Source organism: Blastococcus sp. MG754426, from assembly GCF_021699055.1.
GTDB lineage: Bacteria > Actinomycetota > Actinomycetes > Mycobacteriales > Geodermatophilaceae > Blastococcus.
The window spans coordinates 14,627-32,748 of the sequence record NZ_SSXC01000045.1 but is presented as its reverse complement, the minus strand read 5'-3'; the positions used below and the strand labels follow the sequence as shown (position 1 = coordinate 32,748).

18 protein-coding genes are annotated in these 18,122 nt (G+C 75.6%); 10 read left to right on the top strand and 8 right to left on the bottom strand.

From position 1 onward, the window contains the following. Nucleotides 1-667, bottom strand: a 667-nt coding sequence (locus E9549_RS14785; protein ID WP_236827306.1) for a response regulator transcription factor, incomplete at its 3' end; no start/stop codon positions are given. A 60-nt stretch (nt 668-727) separates the two neighbouring features. Here E9549_RS14785 and E9549_RS14780 point away from each other — a divergent pair. From E9549_RS14780 to E9549_RS14770, 3 genes are all read left to right on the top strand, one after another. Beyond that, a complete protein-coding gene (locus tag E9549_RS14780) occupies nt 728-1,468 on the top strand; it encodes a sensor histidine kinase KdpD (RefSeq protein ID WP_236827305.1) in 741 nt (246 codons plus the stop codon). Between the two features lie 209 nt (nt 1,469-1,677). Beyond that, nucleotides 1,678-2,538 carry a manganese catalase family protein gene (locus E9549_RS14775; RefSeq protein WP_236827304.1) on the top strand — a complete coding sequence of 287 codons (861 nt, stop codon included), beginning with the start codon at nt 1,678-1,680 and terminating at the stop codon, nt 2,536-2,538. Between the two features lie 100 nt (nt 2,539-2,638). Next, on the top strand, nt 2,639-2,920 hold the full coding sequence (locus E9549_RS14770; RefSeq protein WP_236827303.1) for a hypothetical protein: 282 nt from the start codon (nt 2,639-2,641) through the stop codon (nt 2,918-2,920). Between the two features lie 120 nt (nt 2,921-3,040). Here the strand turns inward: E9549_RS14770 and E9549_RS14765 are convergent, their stop codons facing one another. The 6 genes from E9549_RS14765 to E9549_RS14740 form a co-directional block, all read right to left on the bottom strand. Next, a complete protein-coding gene (locus E9549_RS14765; protein WP_236827302.1) occupies nt 3,041-4,654 on the bottom strand; it encodes a cation acetate symporter in 1,614 nt (537 codons plus the stop codon). Then, nucleotides 4,647-5,048 (bottom strand): DUF485 domain-containing protein, encoded by a 402-nt coding sequence (locus E9549_RS14760; RefSeq protein WP_236827301.1) that lies wholly within the window; start codon nt 5,046-5,048, stop codon nt 4,647-4,649. The genes E9549_RS14765 and E9549_RS14760 overlap by 8 nt, the downstream gene beginning before the upstream one ends. Before the next feature lie 170 nt (nt 5,049-5,218). Next, nucleotides 5,219-6,739, bottom strand: a complete 1,521-nt coding sequence (locus E9549_RS14755; protein ID WP_236827300.1) for a cation acetate symporter — start codon at nt 6,737-6,739, stop codon at nt 5,219-5,221. A gap of 25 nt (nt 6,740-6,764) precedes the next feature. After that, nucleotides 6,765-7,115: a hypothetical protein gene (locus E9549_RS14750; protein WP_236827299.1), complete on the bottom strand. Its 351-nt coding sequence runs from the start codon at nt 7,113-7,115 to the stop codon at nt 6,765-6,767. A gap of 27 nt (nt 7,116-7,142) precedes the next feature. Then, on the bottom strand, nt 7,143-7,886 hold the full coding sequence (locus E9549_RS14745; protein WP_236827298.1) for a LytTR family DNA-binding domain-containing protein: 744 nt from the start codon (nt 7,884-7,886) through the stop codon (nt 7,143-7,145). Between the two features lie 53 nt (nt 7,887-7,939). After that, complete coding sequence (locus tag E9549_RS14740) at nt 7,940-9,067, bottom strand: sensor histidine kinase (RefSeq protein ID WP_236827297.1); 1,128 nt, start codon at nt 9,065-9,067, stop codon at nt 7,940-7,942. A 147-nt stretch (nt 9,068-9,214) separates the two neighbouring features. On the opposite strand from E9549_RS14740, the gene E9549_RS14735 reads away from it, so the two are divergent. After that, the gene (locus tag E9549_RS14735) at nt 9,215-10,528 is read left to right on the top strand and encodes a Rieske 2Fe-2S domain-containing protein (RefSeq protein ID WP_236827296.1); all 1,314 of its coding nucleotides are present in this window, start codon (nt 9,215-9,217) and stop codon (nt 10,526-10,528) included. Nucleotides 10,529-10,533: 5 nt separating this feature from the next. On the opposite strand, the gene E9549_RS14730 is transcribed toward E9549_RS14735, so the two are convergent. Further along, nucleotides 10,534-10,683 carry a hypothetical protein gene (locus tag E9549_RS14730; protein ID WP_236827295.1) on the bottom strand — a complete coding sequence of 50 codons (150 nt, stop codon included), beginning with the start codon at nt 10,681-10,683 and terminating at the stop codon, nt 10,534-10,536. A gap of 110 nt (nt 10,684-10,793) precedes the next feature. Between E9549_RS14730 and E9549_RS14725 the strand changes: the two genes are divergently transcribed. From E9549_RS14725 to E9549_RS14700, 6 genes are all read left to right on the top strand, one after another. After that, the gene (locus E9549_RS14725) at nt 10,794-11,381 is read left to right on the top strand and encodes a copper chaperone PCu(A)C (protein ID WP_236827294.1); all 588 of its coding nucleotides are present in this window, start codon (nt 10,794-10,796) and stop codon (nt 11,379-11,381) included. 75 nt (nt 11,382-11,456) lie between these two features. Continuing rightward, nucleotides 11,457-12,638, top strand: coding sequence for a sensor histidine kinase (locus tag E9549_RS14720; protein WP_236827293.1), 1,182 nt, complete (start codon nt 11,457-11,459; stop codon nt 12,636-12,638). Then, nucleotides 12,635-13,330, top strand: a complete 696-nt coding sequence (locus E9549_RS14715) for a response regulator transcription factor (RefSeq protein ID WP_236827292.1) — start codon at nt 12,635-12,637, stop codon at nt 13,328-13,330. Before E9549_RS14720 ends, E9549_RS14715 begins: the two co-directional genes overlap by 4 nt. A gap of 198 nt (nt 13,331-13,528) precedes the next feature. After that, the gene (locus E9549_RS14710) at nt 13,529-14,287 is read left to right on the top strand and encodes an ABC transporter ATP-binding protein (protein ID WP_255715763.1); all 759 of its coding nucleotides are present in this window, start codon (nt 13,529-13,531) and stop codon (nt 14,285-14,287) included. A gap of 4 nt (nt 14,288-14,291) precedes the next feature. Next, nucleotides 14,292-16,751, top strand: a complete 2,460-nt coding sequence (locus E9549_RS14705) for an ABC transporter permease (RefSeq protein WP_236827290.1) — start codon at nt 14,292-14,294, stop codon at nt 16,749-16,751. Nucleotides 16,752-16,859: 108 nt separating this feature from the next. Beyond that, nucleotides 16,860-18,068 (top strand): MBL fold metallo-hydrolase, encoded by a 1,209-nt coding sequence (locus tag E9549_RS14700; RefSeq protein ID WP_236827289.1) that lies wholly within the window; start codon nt 16,860-16,862, stop codon nt 18,066-18,068. The last annotated feature ends 54 nt before the right edge of the window (nt 18,069-18,122 follow it).

Below are 18,122 nucleotides of genomic sequence, written 5' to 3'. Positions count from 1 at the left end.
CCACCCGCCCGGCCAGCGTCGCCGCCTCCACCCGCGTCGCCACCTCGAGCCGGCGCAGCAGGTGCGCCACCAGCCGCTTCGCCGTCCGCTCCGAGACGTGCAGCGTCGTCGCGATGTCCACGGTGCTGGTGCCGTCGGCGATCAGCCGCCACAGCCGGCGCTCGTCGGCGGTCAGCCGGTCGACGACGCCCTGCTCCCCCGTCGGCGCGGCGTCCGACAGCAGCTGGCGCAGCAGCGCCTCGGGCAGCACCGACCAGCCGTCGAGGACGGCGAGCAGCGGCCGCACCAGCGCCTCGGGGTCGGCCGTCTTCGGCAGGAAGCCCGAGGCCCCCGCCCGCAACGCCTCGATGGCGGCGTCCGCCTCGGCCAGCCCGGAGAGCGCCACCACCCGCACCATCGGGTCCGCGCGCCGGATGGCGGCGATCGCCCTGGTCCCCCCCGGGGGCGGCATGTGCAGGTCGACGATCGCCACGTCGGCGTGGTGCCGCTGCACCATCGCGGCGGCGGCCGAGGCGTCCTCCGTCGTCGCCACCACCCGCACCCGGCCCTCGCTGAGCCCCGGGAGCAGCAGGCTCAGCCCACGCGTGAACAACGGGTGGTCGTCCACGACGACCACGTCCACCGGCGGCCTGCGGTCAGCAGCGGCCGCGTCGTCGGTCTGCCCCACATCACTCCTGACGGTCGGTGCGTCTCCGGCGCTGCTGACCGGACTCCCGAGGAGGTGCCCGTGACCCTGGCTGCCGACACGCAGGCGTCGACGCGGAGCCGCGGACTGCTCAACGATCTCGCCCGGGTGCTGCGCGCGCACCTCCCGCGCCCGCGCCGGACGACCACCACCCCCGATCCCGAGCCCCCCAGCGCCGAGGACGCCGTCGTCCGGGCGCTCTGCCACGACATGCGCAGCCCGCTGGCCTCGCTGGAGGCGGCGCTCGGCTCCCTGGACCGCACGCCCGGGCAGGCCGCCGAGCTGCTCGCGCTCGCGCGGGCGCAGACGGCCCACCTGTCGTCCATGCTGCGCACCGCCGACGCGACGGGGGGTGCCGTCCAGCGGTCCCGGGGCACCCGGACCCTCTGCGACGTCCTGCGGGCCTCGGTGGCCGCCTCCGGGCTGCCCCGGGCCCAGCTCGCGCTGGAGGTGGAGGACGACGCCGGGGACGTCGCCGTCGCCGACGCGCGCGTGCAGCGCATCCTGCTCAACCTGCTGGAGAACGCCCACCGGCACGGCGGCGGTGCGCCGGTCCGGCTCCGCGTCACCGCCCGGGGCGGGTGGGTGGACCTGGCGATCACCCAGGCCGGCGTCCCGGTCGAGCGGGTCCTCCAGCACCTGCGCGACGACCGCCCTCCGGTGGACCTCACCGGGCTCGGGCTGTGGTCGGTGCGCCGGCAGGCCGGCGAGCTGGGGGGGCGGGTGCTGTGGTCGGCGGACGGCGACGAGCTCACCCTGACGGTGCGCCTCCCGGACAGGTGAGCTCCTCGGAGCCCGGGCGTGCCGAGTGGGGCCCGGCGGGCGCTACGGCCCCCTCGCAGCGGCCCGCCGCGAGCCCGGGAGCGATGGGGGGCGAGGGGGTCCTTCACTTGGCACGGGCGGGCCACGGGACGGCACCGGGGGGCCACCGGGCGCGGGCAGAACTCCTTCGTCACCGCGAGCGCGGTGGAGCGACGACGCAAGGAGAGCCCGTGTTCACGCACACCCAGGCCCTGCAGTACGAGGCGAAGCCCGATGGTCCCGACGCCGCGTTCGCCCGCCGGATGCAGGAGATCCTCGGCGGTCAGTGGGGTGAGATGACCGTCGCCACGCAGTACCTGCTGCAGGGCTGGAACTGCCGGCTGCCCGGCAAGTACAAGGACATGCTCCTGTCCATCGGCACCGAGGAGCTGGCCCACGTCGAGATGATCGTGACGATGATCGACCGGCTGCTGGACCACCAGCCGCTCAAGCCGGACGCGGCCGACCGCACCAAGGAGGCGGCCGCCGGCTACGGCGACGTCAACCCGCAGCACGCGATCGTCAACGGTGGCGGCGCCTACTACCGCGACTCCATGGGGCTGCCCTGGAGCGGCGGCTACGTGACCGCCAGCGGCAACCTGATGGCCGACTTCCACTACAACGCCACCGCCGAGATGCAGGGCCGCCTGCAGGTGTCCCGGTTGTTCAACATGACCGACGACCCCGGGGTCAAGGACATGCTGAAGTTCCTCATCGCCCGCGACCACATGCACCAGATGCAGTGGCTGGCCGCGATCGAGGAGCTCAAGGAGGACGGGCTCGAGGGCATCCCGGTGCCCGAGGCCTTCCCGCTGGAGGAGGAGCCGGGCGACGCCGGTTACGCCTTCATCGTCGCCTCCGACGGTCCGGAGGCCGCCGCCGGCCGCTGGGCGCACGGGCCCGCCCTCGACGGCCGCGGCGAGATGACCGCCCGGCCGATCGAGGCCAGCGCGGACGCCCCGATCCTGCCCCCGGGTGACCCGCGGCTCTTCCCGACGCCGCAGATGGAGGGCCAGTCGATGCTCCAGCGGGCCAAGGACATGCTCAAGTAGGCCCCGACCCCACCGTTGCGCCGTCGCCGTGCCGGCGGCCCGCCCGCTCCCGGGCGCGGCCGCCGGCCCGGCGGGCCCAGCCCCACCCGGAGGTCCTGCCGTGCACCTGCACCTGCCCCGTGTGCCCGTCCCCGCCGCCCTGCTCTCGCTGGTCTACCTGGCGGCGGTCGCCGTCGCGATCAGCGCGCCCGGGCAGCACGCCGTCGCCGGCCTGGTCGTGCTGACCGGCCTGGTCGCCCGCTGGGTCGTCCGCGCCCGCCGCCCGGAGCCCGCACCGGCCCCGGTCGCGCTCGCCGTCGCGGGCACCGCGAGCGCGGTCGACGCCGTCCTCCCCGCCGACCCCGCCACCGTGGCGGCGCCGGCCCACGCCACCGCCGCCTGACCGGGACGCACGAGGCGCGCGCCCCCTCCCGGGGACGCGCGCCTGGTGACGTGCTGGAACCGGCCGCGCTGCAGGGTCCCGCGGCGAGCTCGCGAGCCGTGGGGGCAGCGAGGCCCTTCGTCAGTGCTGGACGGCCTTCTCCGCCCCGATGCCGGTGAGGGCCCGCACCTCGAGCTCGGCCCACTTGGCCTCGTTCGGCTTCTCCTTGGTGAGGACGGTGCCCAGGTAGCCGAGGAGGAACGACGCGGGGATGGAGACCAGGCCCGGGTTGCGCAGCGGGAACCAGGCGAAGTCGACGCCGGGGAACATCGACGTCTCGGTGCCCGACACCACCGGCGAGAAGAGGATCAGCCCGACGCAGATGATCAGGCCGCCGTAGATCGACCACAGCGCGCCCTGGGTGGTGAACCGCTTCCAGAACAGCGTGTAGAGGATCGTCGGCAGGTTCGCCGAGGCGGCCACGGCGAACGCCAGCGCCACCAGGAAGGCGATGTTCAGCCCGGCGCGCAGCGCCAGGATGCCCAGCCCGATGGAGATGGCGCCGATGACGACGGCGGTGATCCGGGCGACCTTGACCTCACCGTTCGGCGGGACGTCGCCCTTCTTGATCACCGAGGCGTAGACGTCGTGCGCGAAGGACGCCGACGCGGTGATGGTCAGGCCGGCGACCACCGCGAGGATGGTCGCGAACGCGACACCGGCGATGATGCCGAGCAGCACCGTGCCGCCGAGCTCGAAGGCGAGCAGCGGGGCGGCGGCGTTGACGCCCCCGGGGGCGGCGACGATCGTCTCCGCGCCCACCATCGCACCGGCGCCGTAGCCGATGATCAGGCTGAACAGGTAGAAGATGCCGATCAGCCAGATCGCCCAGACCACCGAGGTCCGTGCGGCCTTCGCCGTCGGCACGGTGTAGAAGCGCATCAGCACGTGCGGCAGGCCGGCGGTGCCGAGCACCAGGGCCAGCGCCAGGCTGATGAAGTCCAGCCGGGTGGTGTCGCTGATGCCGTACTGAGCGCCCGGGTTGAGCACGCTCTCGCTCCCCGCGCTGGTCACCGCGCCGCCGAGCAGCGACGAGAGGTTGAAGCCGTAGTCGGCGAGCACCCACAGCGTCATCACCAGCGCGCCGGCGATGAGCAGGCTGGCCTTGATGATCTGCACCCACGTCGTGCCGCGCATGCCGCCGACGAGCACGTAGAAGATCATCAGCGCGCCGACCACGACGACGACCAGCGCCTCGGCCACCGGCCCGCTCACCCCCAGCAGCAGCGCGACCAGGCCGCCGGCGCCGGCCATCTGGGCCAGCAGGTAGAACAGCGAGACCGCCAGCGTCGAGATGGCGGCCGCGGTGCGCACCGGCCCCTGCCGCATCCGGAAGGCCAGCACGTCGGCCATCGTGAAGCGGGCGGTGTTGCGCATGAGCTCGGCGACCAGCAGCAGCGCGACGAGCCACGCCACCAGGAAGCCGATGGAGTACAGGAAGCCGTCGTAGCCGTAGATGGCGATGGCGCCGGCGATGCCGAGGAACGAGGCCGCCGACAGGTAGTCGCCGGCGATGGCCAGGCCGTTCTGCTGGCCGGTGATGGTGCGGCCGGCGGCGTAGTAGTCGGCGGCGCTCTTGTTGTTGCGGCTGGCCCGGAAGGTGATGGCCAGGGTGACGACGACGAACGCGCCGAAGATCGAGATGTTGATCGCCGGGTTGCCGATGGTGGCGTCGGCGGCGAGCAGGTCAGGCACGGGTAGCCCCCTGGGTCCGGGTGTGGGTGTGGTCACCGGCGTGGGCGCCCGGCGCGTAGTCGTGGGCCTCGAGGCGCTCGCGCATCTCGTCGGCGATGGGGTCGGTGCGCTTGTTGGCGTGCGCCACGTACAGGTGCGTGATGACGAACGTGGTCACGAACTGGCCCAGCCCGAACAGCAGGCCGACGTTCACGTTGCCGAACACCTGGGTGGACATGAAGTCCGAGGCGTACGTCGAGAGCAGGACGTAGAGCAGGTACCAGACGAGGAAGGCCACGGTCATCGGGAACGCGAAGCTGCGGAAGCGCTTCTTCAGCTCCACGAACTCCGGTGAGTCCTGCGCAGCGCGGTACTCCTCGGGCGTCAGCAGACGCCGTTCCTGTGGATCGGTCACGGTGCGAGCTCCTGGTTGGTCTGAGCGGGGCCTCGACGGCGGGCGGGCAGAACTGTGAGCCCTGTCACGGTAGGGGCGCGCCCTCCGGTGGGAGCCCGGGTCGCCCGCCCGCTGCGCCGAGCGGCGACCAGGAGTCGGCGTGCGGCAGGTCCGGCGGGACGAGCGGTCGATCAGCGGGGCAGGACGCCGCGGTCGAGCTGCACGGCCTCGGGGGTGTGCAGCCGGACCATCGTCCGGGCGGCGTGCCGCGGCACCCGCCGGGGCGTGGCCAGGGAGACCGCCACCATGGTCAGGAAGGCCAGCGGCACGGTCCACGCCGCGGGCTGGGCGAGCAGCGCCCCCGGCCAGCCGGCCGGGGCCGCGCCGAGCAGGGTGGCCAGCACCGCACCCCCGGCGCACCCGCCGCCGACGAGCATCCCCGCGATCGCCCCGGCGTCGGTGAGCCGGCGCCACCAGATGCCCAGCACCAGCAGCGGGCAGAACGTGGAGGCGGCGAAGGCGAAGGCCAGCCCCACCGCCTGGGCGACGCCCACCCCCTCGGCCAGCAGGGCCAGGCCCAGCGGCACCAGGACGGCGACCACGGCCCCGGCCTGGAACGCGCGCACGCCGCCGAGGCGGCGCCCCAGCACGTCCTGGCTGATGACGCCGGCCACCGCGACGGTCAGCCCGGACGACGTCGACAGGAACGCGGCGAACGCCCCCGCCGTGGTCAGGGCCGACAGCAGGTCGCCCAGCGTCCCGGCCAGCATGCGCGCCGGGAGCTCCAGCACCACCGACTCGGTGTTCCCGCTGGCGATCAGGTCCGGCGCGTACAGCCGGCCCAGCCCGCCGTACACCGGCGGCAGGAGGTAGAAGAGCCCCAGCAGGGCCAGCACGAACAGGGTGGTGCGCCGCGCCGCGGCCCCGTCCGGGTTGGTGTAGAAGCGCACCACCACGTGCGGGAGGCCCATCGTGCCGAGGAACGTGGCCACGATGATCGAGTAGGTGGTGTAGAGCCGGTGGTCGCCGGCCCCGGCCAGCGGCGACTCCCACGAGTCCCCGGGCGTCGTGCCGGTCGAGGCCGGGGAGACGGCGCCGTCGCCGAGCCAGATGGTCACCATGAACAGCAGCGGGAACAGCAGCGCGGTCAGCTTGAGCCAGTACTGGAAGGCCTGGACGAAGGTGATGCTGCGCATGCCGCCGAACAGCACGTTGACCAGCACCACCGTCGCGACGAGCGCGCCGCCCAACCAGGCCCCGGTCCCCGTCGTGGCGGCCAGCGCGAGGCCCGCCCCCTGGAACTGCGGCATGAGGTAGAGCCAGCCGATCGCCACGACCAGCAGCGCCGACAGCCGGCGCACCCCCCGCGACTCCAGCCGGCTCTCGGCGAAGTCGGGGAGCGTGTAGGCGCCCGAGCGGCGCAGCGGCGCGGCGACGAGGACCAGCAGGACGAGGTAGCCGGCGGTCCAGCCGACCGGGTACCAGAGCATCTCCGTGCCGAACGCCAGCACCAGTCCGGCGACGCCCAGGAACGACGCCGCCGAGAGGTACTCCCCGCCGATGGCCGAGGCGTTCAGCCCGGGCCGCACGGTGCGGGAGGCCACGAAGAAGTCGCTGGTGGTGCGGGAGAACCGCCAGCCGTACGCGCCCACCGCCAGCGTGGCGACGACGACGGCCGTCACCGCGAGGAGGCTGTAGCCCGCGGCGCTCACGACCGGTCCCCCGTCGGCCGCGGGGTCACGAGCGGTCGAGCACGTCGGTGAAGGCCCGTTCGTTGCGCTCGGCCGCCCGGACGTAGAGCCAGCCGACGGCGAACAGGAACGGGTAGACGGCGAAGGCCAGCAGCAGCCACGGCAGCGGCACCGCGAGCACCACGACCGTCGACAGCTCGGGCGCGAGCCAGAACAGCAGGGGGATGCCGCCCACCACCACGACCAGGGTGGCGAGGGCCAGCAGCGCCAGCCGGAGCTGGGAGCGCAGCAGCGAGCGCATGTACACCTCGCCCAGGGCGGTCTGCGCGTCGATCTCGCGGGCGACCGGGACCCGCTGCACGCGCGCGGCACCGGTGCGCGGGCTGGTGACGCGCACCCGGCGGGGCGAGCTGTCCGGCACCGGTCAGCCCCGGTTCTGCGCGCCGGGCCGGGCGCGCCGGACGAGGAGGTCGCGCAGCTCCCGGGTGTGCCGCCGGCTGACGACCAGCTCGCTGCCGCCGACGACGACGGTGCACCGGCCGCCGTCCATCCGGACCTCCTCGACGTGCTGGAGCGCGACCAGGAGCGACCGGTGGATCCGGACGAAGCCGGCGTCCTTCCAGCTCTCCTCCAGGGTGGTCAGCGGCACGCGGACCAGGTGGCTGCCCGACGGGGTGTGCAGCCGCGCGTAGTCCCCCTGGGCCTCGACGTACCGGACGCTGGAGCGCGGGACGAACCTGGTCACCCCGCCCAGCTCCACGGCGATGTCGTCGTCCACCGGCGCGGCCCCGCCGCTCCGGGCGCCGACCACCCGGCGGACCGCCTCGGCCAGCCGGTCGTCGCGGACCGGCTTGAGCACGTAGTCGACGGCGCCGAGCTCGAACGCGTCCACCGCGTGGTCGTCGTGCGCGGTGACGAAGACGACCGGCGGCGGCACCTTGAACCGGGACAGCACGCGCGCCAGGTCGACGCCGCTGAGCCCGGGCATCCGGATGTCGAGGAAGACGGCGTCGACCGCCCGCTCCTGGAGCAGGCGCAACGCCTCCGTCGCCGAGTCGCTGGCCAGCACGGTGCCGATGCGCGCGTCCCGCTCGAGCAGCCAGCGCAGCTCCTCCAGGGCCGGGCGCTCGTCGTCGACCACCAGGACGGTCAACCGGTCTGCGGTCACGGCCCCTCCTCGCAGGCGGTCGCCCGTCCGGTTCCGCGCCCTCGCCAGCTCGGTCACGGACGCACCCCGGGAGCGAACTTGGGGACCCGCACGATGACCTTCGTCCCCGCGCCCGGGGCGGTCTCGACGACCAGACCGTAGTCGTCCCCGAACGCCGTGCGCAGCCGGGCGTCGACGTTGCCCAGCCCCACCGAGTCGACCGAGACGTCGCCGGCGAGGGCCCGCCGCACCTTCTCCGGGTCCTCGCCGATGCCGTCGTCCTCGACCGAGATCAGGCACTCCCCGGCCTGGTCGGCGGCGATGATGGTCACCGTCCCGGTGCCCGGCTTGCGCTCCAGGCCGTGCCGCACCGCGTTCTCCACGAGCGGCTGCAGGCAGAGGAAGGGGACGGCGACGGGCAGCACCTCCTGCGCCACCCGCAGCGTGACCTGCAGCCGGTCACCGAACCGCGCCTTCTCCAGCACCAGGTAGCGCTCGATGGACCGCAGCTCCTCGGCCAGCGTCGTGTACTCGCCGTGGTGGCTGAAGGAGTAGCGGGTGAAGTCGGCGAACTCCAGCAGCAGCTCGCGCGCCCGCACCGGGTCGGTCCGGACGAACGAGGCGATCGCGGTCAGCGAGTTGTAGATGAAGTGGGGGCTGATCTGCGCCCGCAGCGCCCGCACCTCCGCCTCCATCAGCCGCGTCCGCGAGGCGTCGAGCTCGGCCAGCTCCAGGTTCCCCGACACCCACCGCGCCACCTCGGTCACGGCCCGCACGAGCGCGGCGGAGGCCGACGAGGTGAACGCCTGCAGGGTGCCGACCACCCGGTCCTCCACCACCAGCGGGCTGATCACGACCTGCCGCAGCCCGCACCCGGCGTCCGAGCAGGCGAAGCTCGTGCGGTCCAGCACCACCGTGCCGCCCGACTCCACGACGACGGCGGCGAGGGCTGCCGCGTCCTGCTCGTGGTGGCCGAAGCGGCCGTCCCAGGCCAGCGTCGTCACGGTGTCGGTCAGCGCGACGGCGGGCACCCCGAGCAGGTCCCGCAGGTGCCGGATCGCGCGCCCGGCGGAGCCGCTGGTCAGCCCCTCGCGCAGCTCCGGCGCCGTGAGGGAGGCCGAGTGGAGGGTGCGGAAGGTCGCCTGCTCGGCCTCCGTGCCCAGGTGGCCGGGGCGCAGCCAGCGCAGCGCTCCGCGCAACACGGTCCCTCCCTCCGGGCAACCGCCGGGCTGTGGTCGGGGTCACTGTAGAGACCGCCGACCGGTGCGGTGGCCGCCGCCGGGCGCAGGGTTGACCGGATCGCTCCACCGCCGTAACCCGGAAGGCACAGGGCCCGGGTGCAATGGCTCATGGTCGCGATCAGCGCTCTGCCGTCGGGGTGGTTCGCGGTGGCCCGCGCCGCCGACGTGGGCACGACGCCGGTGCCGGTGGGCGCCGGCGGGCGCGCCTGGGTGGTGGTCCGGCTGCGGCCGGGGGGCGAGGTGAGCGCCTTCCCGGCCGGCTGCCCGCACCGGGCCGTCCCGCTCGCGTCCGCCACGGTCACCGACGGCCGGCTGGAGTGCCCGCGCCACGGCTGGCGGTTCGACGCCGACGGCCGGTGCGTGGCCGCGCCCTCGCTCGGGCCGGCCGGCGCGCCCCCGCCCCGGGCGGACCTGGCGATGCCGTGGGCGGTCGAGGAGCGGCACGGCTGGGTGTGGCTGGCCCCCGACCGCACCGCCCTCCCGCTGCCGCCCCGGCCCGCCGAGCGGCCGGTCCCCGAGGCGCCGCCGCCCGTCGCCGCGCCGCGCGGCCCGGTGTTCGGGAACCTCGACCCCTCGCTGGACCGGGCCTGGCACCCGGTGGCCCTCTCCCCCGAGCTCCGGGACGGCGGCTGGCTGCAGGTCCGGTTGCTCGGCCGGACGTGGACCCTGCGGAGGGACGGCGACGGGCTGCGGGCCGATCCACCCGCGCACGGTGTCCGCGAGCGGTGGGGCGTCGTCGAGCTCGCCCCGGCCGCGCCGGCCGGGGCGCCGCTGGAGGTGCCGGAGGACGACGACCGCCGGTTCCTGTCCCGGTGGCTGGCGCCCCGGCGCACCCCGGCCCCCGCGGCCGTCGTCGCCGACCTGCTGCTCGACGTCGCCCGGTTGCCGTTCGTGCACGGCGGGACGACGGGGGCCGCCGACCACCCGGAGGTGCCGCCGTACGAGGTGGTCCGGGAGGCGGGCGGGTTCCGCTCGGTGCAGGAGCAGTGGTGCGACGACCCGCTGGACCCCGAGGTGGCGCTGGGCGGGCGCCCGCTGCGGCAGCGCCGCCGCGTCACCTACGTGCACCGGGCCCCGTTCGCGCTGCGGGTGCGCCGCGACCAGCTGGACTCGGGGGCGACGACGACCGTGGTGACCCTGCTCCAGCCCGAGGACGCCGACTCCACCCGCGTGCTCACCCGGGTCCTGCACGCGTCCGGGCCCGGCCGGCCGCTGCCGTCGCGCGCGCTGCTGGCCGCCCACGCCGCGGCCGAGCAGCAGGCCCTGGACGCCGACCTGGCGCTGCTGGCCGGCCCGCCGTCCGCCGGGCTGCCGCTGGACCCCCGCGTCGAGCTGCACCTGCCCGCCGACCGGCTGGGCGTGGCGCTCCGGGACGCGCTCTGCGACTTCCGTGCGGCCGGGCGCACGCGCGCGGCCGCCTGACCCGCTCACCCCGCCGGCAGGTCCTCCCCGCACCGGGGGCAGGTGGTGGGCGGGTCGTCATCGGCCAGCCCACCGCAGGCGGGGCAGACCCGGCGCAGCCAGCACGCCGGGTCACCGCCCTCGTCGGGCACCGGCCCGGTCCGGTCGTCGTCCACGCGCCCTCCCCAATGCGACAAGTCTGTTGCGGCCCGCCCGCCGAGGGGTGCCGGTGACCGGCCGGGGGTAACCGGGGACGGTCGTACGAGAGATCCCCGGAAGGACCAGGATGACCCGCCGCACGCGCAGGCACCCGCTCGCCGCACTGCTCCTCGCCGCCACCCTGCCCCTCGCCGCCTGCGGTGGGGAAGGGGGCGCCGACAGCCCGGGGGTCGACGACCTCGACAACCCGCTCGACGTCCCCGGCGACGAGGTGATCGGCGGCAACCCCGGGCCGGACGAGGCCGTGACTGAGGACATCAAGATCACCGCGCTGGGGCTGGCCTTCCCCGAGGACGGCGTGTGGGAGGTGGGCGAGGACGTCCGGCTCTACGCGGCCATCGCGAACACCGGCACCACGGGTGACCAGCTGGTCGAGGTCCGCGGTGAGGACTTCGCCGGCGCGGAGCTGGTCCCGCTGGACGGTCCCGCCGGGACGATCGAGATCCCCGAGGAGGACAACGTCTACCTGGAGCCCGAGGGCCCGCCGTCGGTGCTCCTGACCGACCTGTCCACGGACCTCCGCTCGTCGCAGTCGATCCCCGTCACCTTCGTGTTCGAGCAGGCCGGCGAGGTCACCATGGAGGCGCCGGTGGTCTCCGAGCCCCCGGGCCAGGGCGGCTTCGAGGCCCCGGAGGACCCGACCCCCGAGGACTGATCCCCCCGCGGGACGACCCGCGGATCATCCCGCGGGGCGACGAGGCCGGCGTTCGCGGTCCCTAGGCTCCCGGGCATGGAACGGTCGCCCGCCGAGCACCTGGCCCCGTGGCTGCGGGACCGGCCGTTCGTCGTCGACACCGCGCTGGCCGCGCTCATCGGCCTGGTCACCGTCGTCCTGCCCGCCGGCACCTACTGGTCCAGCCAGGGCGCCTCGTTCCTCGTGGGTGTGCTGCTCGTGGCGCCGCTGGCCTGGCGCCGGCGCGCGCCGGTCCCGGCGGCGGCCGTCGTCGTCGCGGCCGGGCTGCTGGAGCTGCTGGTCTCCGACCAGTTCCTGGCGGCCAACTATGCCGCGCTGGTGATGGTCTACTCGCTGGCCGCGTACGCCCCGCGGTGGGCCGGGCAGACGGGGCTGGCCGTCGGGCTGGTGGGTGCGGTCCTCGCGAGCCTGCGCTACTACTCCAGCGACGTCGTCGACGCCGTCGTCCCCGCGGGGTCCATCGGCGTGGCGGTGGTCGCCGCCTGGGCGCTGGGCGACCTGCGGCGCGCGCGGCTGCAGCGGCTGGCCGCCCTGGAGGAGCGGGCGCAGCTGCTCGAGCTGGAGCGCGACCAGGAGATGCGGCTGGCCGCGACCGCCGAGCGCGCCCGCATCGCGCGCGAGATGCACGACGTCGTCGCGCACTCCCTCTCGGTCGTCATCGCCCAGGCCGACGGCGGCCGCTACGCCGGCCGGGCCGACCCGCGGGCGGCGACCGACGCGCTGGAGGCGATCGCCGCCACCGGCCGGCAGGCGCTCACCGACATGCGGGCCCTGCTCGGCGTGCTCCGGGACGGCGGCAGCGAGGAGTACGCCCCGCAACCCGACGTCGCCGCGATCCCCGGCCTGGTCGAGGACGTGCGGGGCAGCGGCCTGGACGTCGACCTCATCGAGGAGGGGACGCCGCAGCCGATGCCCGCCGGCCCGCAGCTGGCCGCCTACCGCATCGTGCAGGAGTCGCTCACCAACGTGCTCAAGCACGCCGGCCCGGCCGGCCGCGCCTGGGTGCGGCTGCAGTGGCGGTCCGACGCGCTGGAGCTTTCGGTGCTCGACGACGGCCGCGGCGTTGCGGCCACGGTCGACGGCTCCGACGGCCTGGGCCAGGGGCTGCGCGGCATGCGGGAGCGCGCCCTGCTGCACGGCGGGCACCTGGAGGCCGGGCCCCGCGCCGGTGGCGGATTCGGGGTGCACGCCGCCCTGCCCTACCGTTCGCCCCGATGAGCGCGATCCGGGTCCTTCTCGTGGACGACCAGCAGATGGTGCGGGCCGGGTTCCGCATGGTCATCGACTCCCAGCCCGACCTCACCGTGGTGGGGGAGGCCGGCGACGGCGCGGCGGCGGTCGAGGTGCTGGCCCGCACGCCGGCCGACGTCGTCCTCATGGACATCCGCATGCCCGGCACCGACGGCATCGAGGGCACCCGGCGGATCACCGCGCTGCCCGGGCCACCGCGGGTCGTCGTCCTCACCACCTTCGACCTCGACGAGTACGTGGTCGCCGCGATCGGCGCCGGGGCCAGCGGCTTCCTGCTCAAGGACGCCGCCCCGGAGGAGATGCTCGCGGCGATCCGGACCGTGCACGCCGGCGACTCGGTGATCGCGGCGAGCTCCACCCGCCGGCTGCTGCAGCACGTGGCGCCGATCCTGCGGGGCGGGGCGGCCGTCGCACCGGCCGGCGCCGACGACGGGGCCCTGGCCGAGCTCACGCCGCGCGAGCGCGAGGTGCTCGAGCAGATGGCCTACGGCGCGACCAACACCGAGATCGCCGCGCACTTCGTCGTCAGCGAGGCCACGGTGAAGACGCACGTCGGGCGGGTGCTGGCCAAGACCGGCTCCCGGGACCGCGTGCAGGCCGTCGTCCTGGCCTACCGCACCGGGCTGGTCGCCCCCGCGGACCTGCTCCGCAACGCCTGACCCGCCCCCGAGGGCGTTTTGTGCACATGACGCCGGAACGGGGTCCACCCGCGGCATGACGGCCGGTCCACCCACGGGACGACCACGGCCTCGGCGAGGACCGGCCCGTGCTCCGACGCGGGAGGACGGCGCCGGGCGGCAGCGTGATCACCGTCCCGATCAGCTATCCCGCGGAGGTCCGAAGTGCCCGTCCCCGTCATGACCGTCCCCGGCGAGCAGCCGGCGTCCCTGTCCGGCGCCGCCGTCCGCGCCGCCGGCCTGCGCAAGACCTACGGCGGGGGCGAGACCGCCGTCCACGCGCTGGCCGGTGTCGACGTCGCCTTCGCCCGCGGCGGGTTCACCGCGATCATGGGCCCCTCCGGCAGCGGCAAGTCCACGCTGATGCACTGCCTGGCGGGGCTGGACGCCGCCACCGCCGGGCAGGTGTGGCTGGGCGACACCGAGCTGACCAGCCTCCGGGACGACCAGCTCACCGGGCTGCGCCGCCAGCGGATCGGCTTCGTCTTCCAGGCGTTCAACCTGCTGCCCGTGCTGCCGGCGCGCGACAACATCGTGCTGCCGATGCAGCTGGCCGGGCAGCGCCCCGACCCGGCGTGGTTCGACGACGTCGTCGCCCGGCTCGGCCTCCGCGAGCGCCTGGGGCACCGCCCGCACGAGCTCTCCGGCGGCCAGCAGCAGCGGGTGGCGATCGCCCGCGCGCTGCTGCCCCGCCCCGACGTCGTCTTCGCCGACGAGCCCACCGGCAACCTCGACTCCCGCAGCGGTGCGGAGGTGCTGGGCCTGCTCCGCTCCAGCGTCAAGGAGACCGGCCAGACCGTCGTCATGGTCACCCACGACCCCTCGGCCGCCGCCTACGCCGACCGCGTGGTGCTGCTGGCCGACGGCCGGCTGGCCGGCGAGCTCACCGACCCGACCGCCGCCTCCGTGCTCGACGCCCTCCGCGGCCTGGGGGCCTGACGTCATGCGCGCAGTCACCCTGGCGAGCATCCGGGCGCACCTGCCCCGGCTGATCGCCTCCGCCCTGGCGATCGTCATCGCCGTGGGCTTCGTCGTCGCCACCCTGGTGCTCAACCAGACCTCCCGTGCCACGGTCCTGGACGCCGTGGGCGCCCCCTACGTCGGCGTCGACGCGGTGGTCACCTCGGACGACGGCTCCGGCCTGGCCGACGAGCTGGACCGCGTCGCGGCGCTGGACGGCGTCGCCGCGGTCGACACCACCTGGGAGACCGGCGTGCAGGCGCTGCTGCCCGGCCGCACGGGGCAGCAGTACCTGCTCGCCGAGTCGGTCGCCGACGCACCGGCGCTGCGCTGGCAGTCGCTGGCCGACGGCGAGCTGCCCGACGCGCCCGGTGAGATCGCGGTGAGCGAGCGCACCGGCGCGACCGTCGGGGACAGGTTCCCGGTGACCTCCTTCGCGCCCGACGGCACGGAGCGGGACTCCTCCGTCACGGTCACCGGCGTCGTCGACCTGGGCGGCGACCCCACCGCCGGCATCTACGGCCGCCTCTGGGGCACCGCCGAGCAGCTGCGCGCCTGGGGCGCCGTCGACCCCGTCGAGCTCCGGGTGGCCGGGGTCGAGGGCGTGCCGGCCGGGGACGTGGTGCAGCAGGTCGCCGCCGCCCTGGCCGACCGGCAGGTCGCGGTGCGCACCGGCACCGAGCAGGCCGAGGAGGCCGCTGCGCAGCTGACCGGCGACACGATGGCGCTCACCGCGGTGCTGCTGGTCTTCGCCACGGTGGCGGTGCTGGTGGCGGGCCTCGTCATCGCCAACACGTTCGCCGTCCTGCTCGCCCAGCGGACCCGGGAGCTGGCGCTGCTGCGCTGCGTGGGGGCGACCGCCCGCCAGGTGCGCCGCAGCGTGCTAGGCGAGGCCGCCCTGACCGGCCTGGCCGCGTCGGCCGTCGGCGTCCTGGCCGGCATCGGCCTGGCCGCGGCCGTCTCGGCGGTCGCCGAGGCCGCCGACTCCCCGGTCCCGCTCTCGGGGCTGTCCGTGCCGTGGATCGCGGTCGCCGCCGGGCTGGCCGTCGGCACGGCCACCACCCTGCTCGCCGCGCTCGCGCCCGCCCGCGCCGCCACGAAGGTCGCGCCGCTCGCCGCGCTCCGGCCGGCCGACCCCGCACCGCTGCGGTCGCGGGGCGGGGCGCTGCGCCTGGTGCTCGGACTGCTGCTGCTGGTCCCCGGGGTACTGCTCATGGGGGTCGGTGTCGCGCTGGCCGACGTCCTGGTCGCGCTGCCGGGCGGGGCGCTGAGCTTCCTCGGCGTCGTGCTGCTGGCCCAGCGGGCGGTGCCCCCGGTCGTGGGCGCCGTCGGCCGGCTGGCCGCCCGGCTGGGCGGTGTGCCGGGCCGGCTCGCCGCCGGCAACGCCACCCGCAACCCCCGGCGGACGGCGGCCACGGCGACCGCGCTGCTCATCGGCGTCACCCTGACCACCGCCATGGTCGTCGGGGCGGCGTCGACGCGGGCCACCGCGCAGGCCGGGCTGGCCGCCCAGTACCCCACCGACGTGATCGTCCAGGGCGACGGGTCCGTGCCCGCGTCGCTGCCGGGCCGGCTGGCCGCGGTCGACGGGGTGGTGGCGGCGTCGTCCCTCACCGCCGCGACGGTGACCGGGCCGGACGGCCAGGAGACCGGCGTCTCCGGGCTGGACGCCGCGACCGCGGCGCCCGTGCTGCGCTCGACCGGCGACGTGCCGATCCCGGCGGCCGGCGAGGTCGTGCTGCCGTGGTGGGCCGACTCCAGCTGGGGGATCCCGGCCGGCGGGCCGGTCACCTTCACCGCAGGCGACCGGACGGCGACCCTCACCGCCCTGTACGGCGACGTCGAGCGGCCCACCCTGCCCGTCGCCGAGCTAGCCCGGCTCGCGCCCGAGGCCGCCGTCGACACCGTCTGGCTGCGGCTGGCCGACGACGCCGACCACACCGACGTGATCGACGAGGTCACCGACGTCGCCACCGCCGCCATGCCGTTCGCCTTCGTCACCGGGCTGGCCAGCGAGCGGGCCGCGATCGACTCCGTGCTCGACGTGCTGCTGCTCGTCGTGACCGGCCTGCTGGGCGTGGCGGTGGTGATCGCCCTGATCGGGGTGGGCAACACGCTGGCCCTGTCGGTGGTCGAGCGGCGGCAGGAGAACGGGCTGCTGCGGGCGCTGGGCCTCACCCGGGGGCAGCTGCGCGGGCTGCTCGCCTGGGAGTCCGCCCTGGTCGCCGGCGTGGCGGCGGTGCTCGGCGTGCTGCTGGGCAGCTTCTACGGGCTCGTCGGCGTCGCCTCGGTGCTCGGCTCCTACGGCGAGCTGGTGCTGAGCATGCCGTGGCTGCAGGTGGGCGCGATCGTGCTGGTCGCGACGGTGGCCGGGCTGCTCGCCTCTGTGCTGCCGGCCCGCCGGGCGGCGCGGACCCCGCCGGTGGCCGCGATCGCCGGCTGACCCGCCGGGATCAGGGTCCCCGATCCCGGAGCGTCCCCCCTCACCTCCCGCGGTGAGGGAGGACGCTCCTCACAGCCGCCGTCCACCTCCGGCTGGGATGCTCGAACCGTGCCGTCCCGCATCGCTGCCCGCACCGCCCTCACCGCCGCCCTGCTCGCCGGCCCCGTGAGCTGGGTGGCCACCGCCGCCTGGGGCCTGCCGACCGCGCTGGGCGCCCACCGCCGCCGGCTGCGCCCGGTGGTCGCCGGGTCGCCGCAGTTCTCCGACGGCAAGTTCCACAACCGGATGCCCACCCCCGCGCTCTCCCCCGCGAACACCCGCGACGGGTTGCTGCGGCAGTGGCACGAGGAGCGGCACGTCGGCCTGCCCGGCGCCCCCATCCCGCTCGCGCAGGCCGACCTGCCCGCCGACGCCGCCGAGCTCGCCGTCACCTGGTTCGGCCACGCCAGCGCCCTGCTGGAGGTCGACGGCCGGCGGGTGCTGCTCGACCCGGTGTGGGGCCACCGCGTCTCGCCGTCGCCGATCATCGGCCCCACCCGGCTGCACGAGCCCCCGCTGGCGCTCGAGGAGCTGCCCCCGGTCGACGCGGTGCTCATCTCGCACGACCACTACGACCACCTGGACCTGCCGACCGTGCGGACCCTGCTGCGCACCCAGCGCGCGCCCTGGGTGGTGCCGCTCGGCATCGGCGAGCACCTGCGCAAGTGGGGGGTGCCCGAGGAGCGGATCGTCGAGCTGGACTGGGACGGCGAGCACCGCATCGGCGACCTGGCGCTCACCTGCACCGAGGCGCGGCACTTCTCCGGGCGCTACTTCCACCGCGACACCACCCTCTGGGCCTCCTGGGTGGTCGCCGGCCCCCGGCACCGGGTCTTCTTCGGCGGGGACACCGGCTACACCCCGGCCTTCGCGGGCATCGGCGCCCGGCTGGGCCCGTTCGACCTGACCCTGCTGCCGATCGGGGCCTACAACGACGCCTGGCACGCCATCCACATGGACCCGGAGGAGGCGGTGCGCGCGCACGGCGACCTCGGGGGGCGCGTGCTGCTGCCGGTGCACTGGGCCACCTTCAACCTGGCGTTCCACCGCTGGTCCGAGCCGGTGGAGCGACTGCTGGCCGCGGCGGGCGCCCGCGGTGTGGACGTCGTCGTCCCCCAGCCGGGTGAGCGGGTCGACGTGCTCTCCCCGCCGCCGCTGCGCGACTGGTGGAGCGCGGTCGGCTCGGCCGGCGCCGCTGCGCACCAGGACGACGCCGGCGTCGGCAGCAGCGTGCTGGTCCGCGCGCTGACCCGGCTGGTGTCGCTGCTCCCGGACTGACAGCGGAACCGGACGACACCGGATCGGTTGCACGCAACACGTTCGGGTAAGAGA

Coding starts and splice junctions, on each gene's coding strand:
- E9549_RS14735 (WP_236827296.1), top strand. CDS start 9,215: ATGGTCGCGATCAGCGCTCTGCCGTCGGGGTGGTTCGCGGTGGCCCGC.
- E9549_RS14725 (WP_236827294.1), top strand. CDS start 10,794: ATGACCCGCCGCACGCGCAGGCACCCGCTCGCCGCACTGCTCCTCGCC.
- E9549_RS14720 (WP_236827293.1), top strand. CDS start 11,457: ATGGAACGGTCGCCCGCCGAGCACCTGGCCCCGTGGCTGCGGGACCGG.
- E9549_RS14715 (WP_236827292.1), top strand. CDS start 12,635: ATGAGCGCGATCCGGGTCCTTCTCGTGGACGACCAGCAGATGGTGCGG.
- E9549_RS14710 (WP_255715763.1), top strand. CDS start 13,529: ATGACCGTCCCCGGCGAGCAGCCGGCGTCCCTGTCCGGCGCCGCCGTC.
- E9549_RS14705 (WP_236827290.1), top strand. CDS start 14,292: ATGCGCGCAGTCACCCTGGCGAGCATCCGGGCGCACCTGCCCCGGCTG.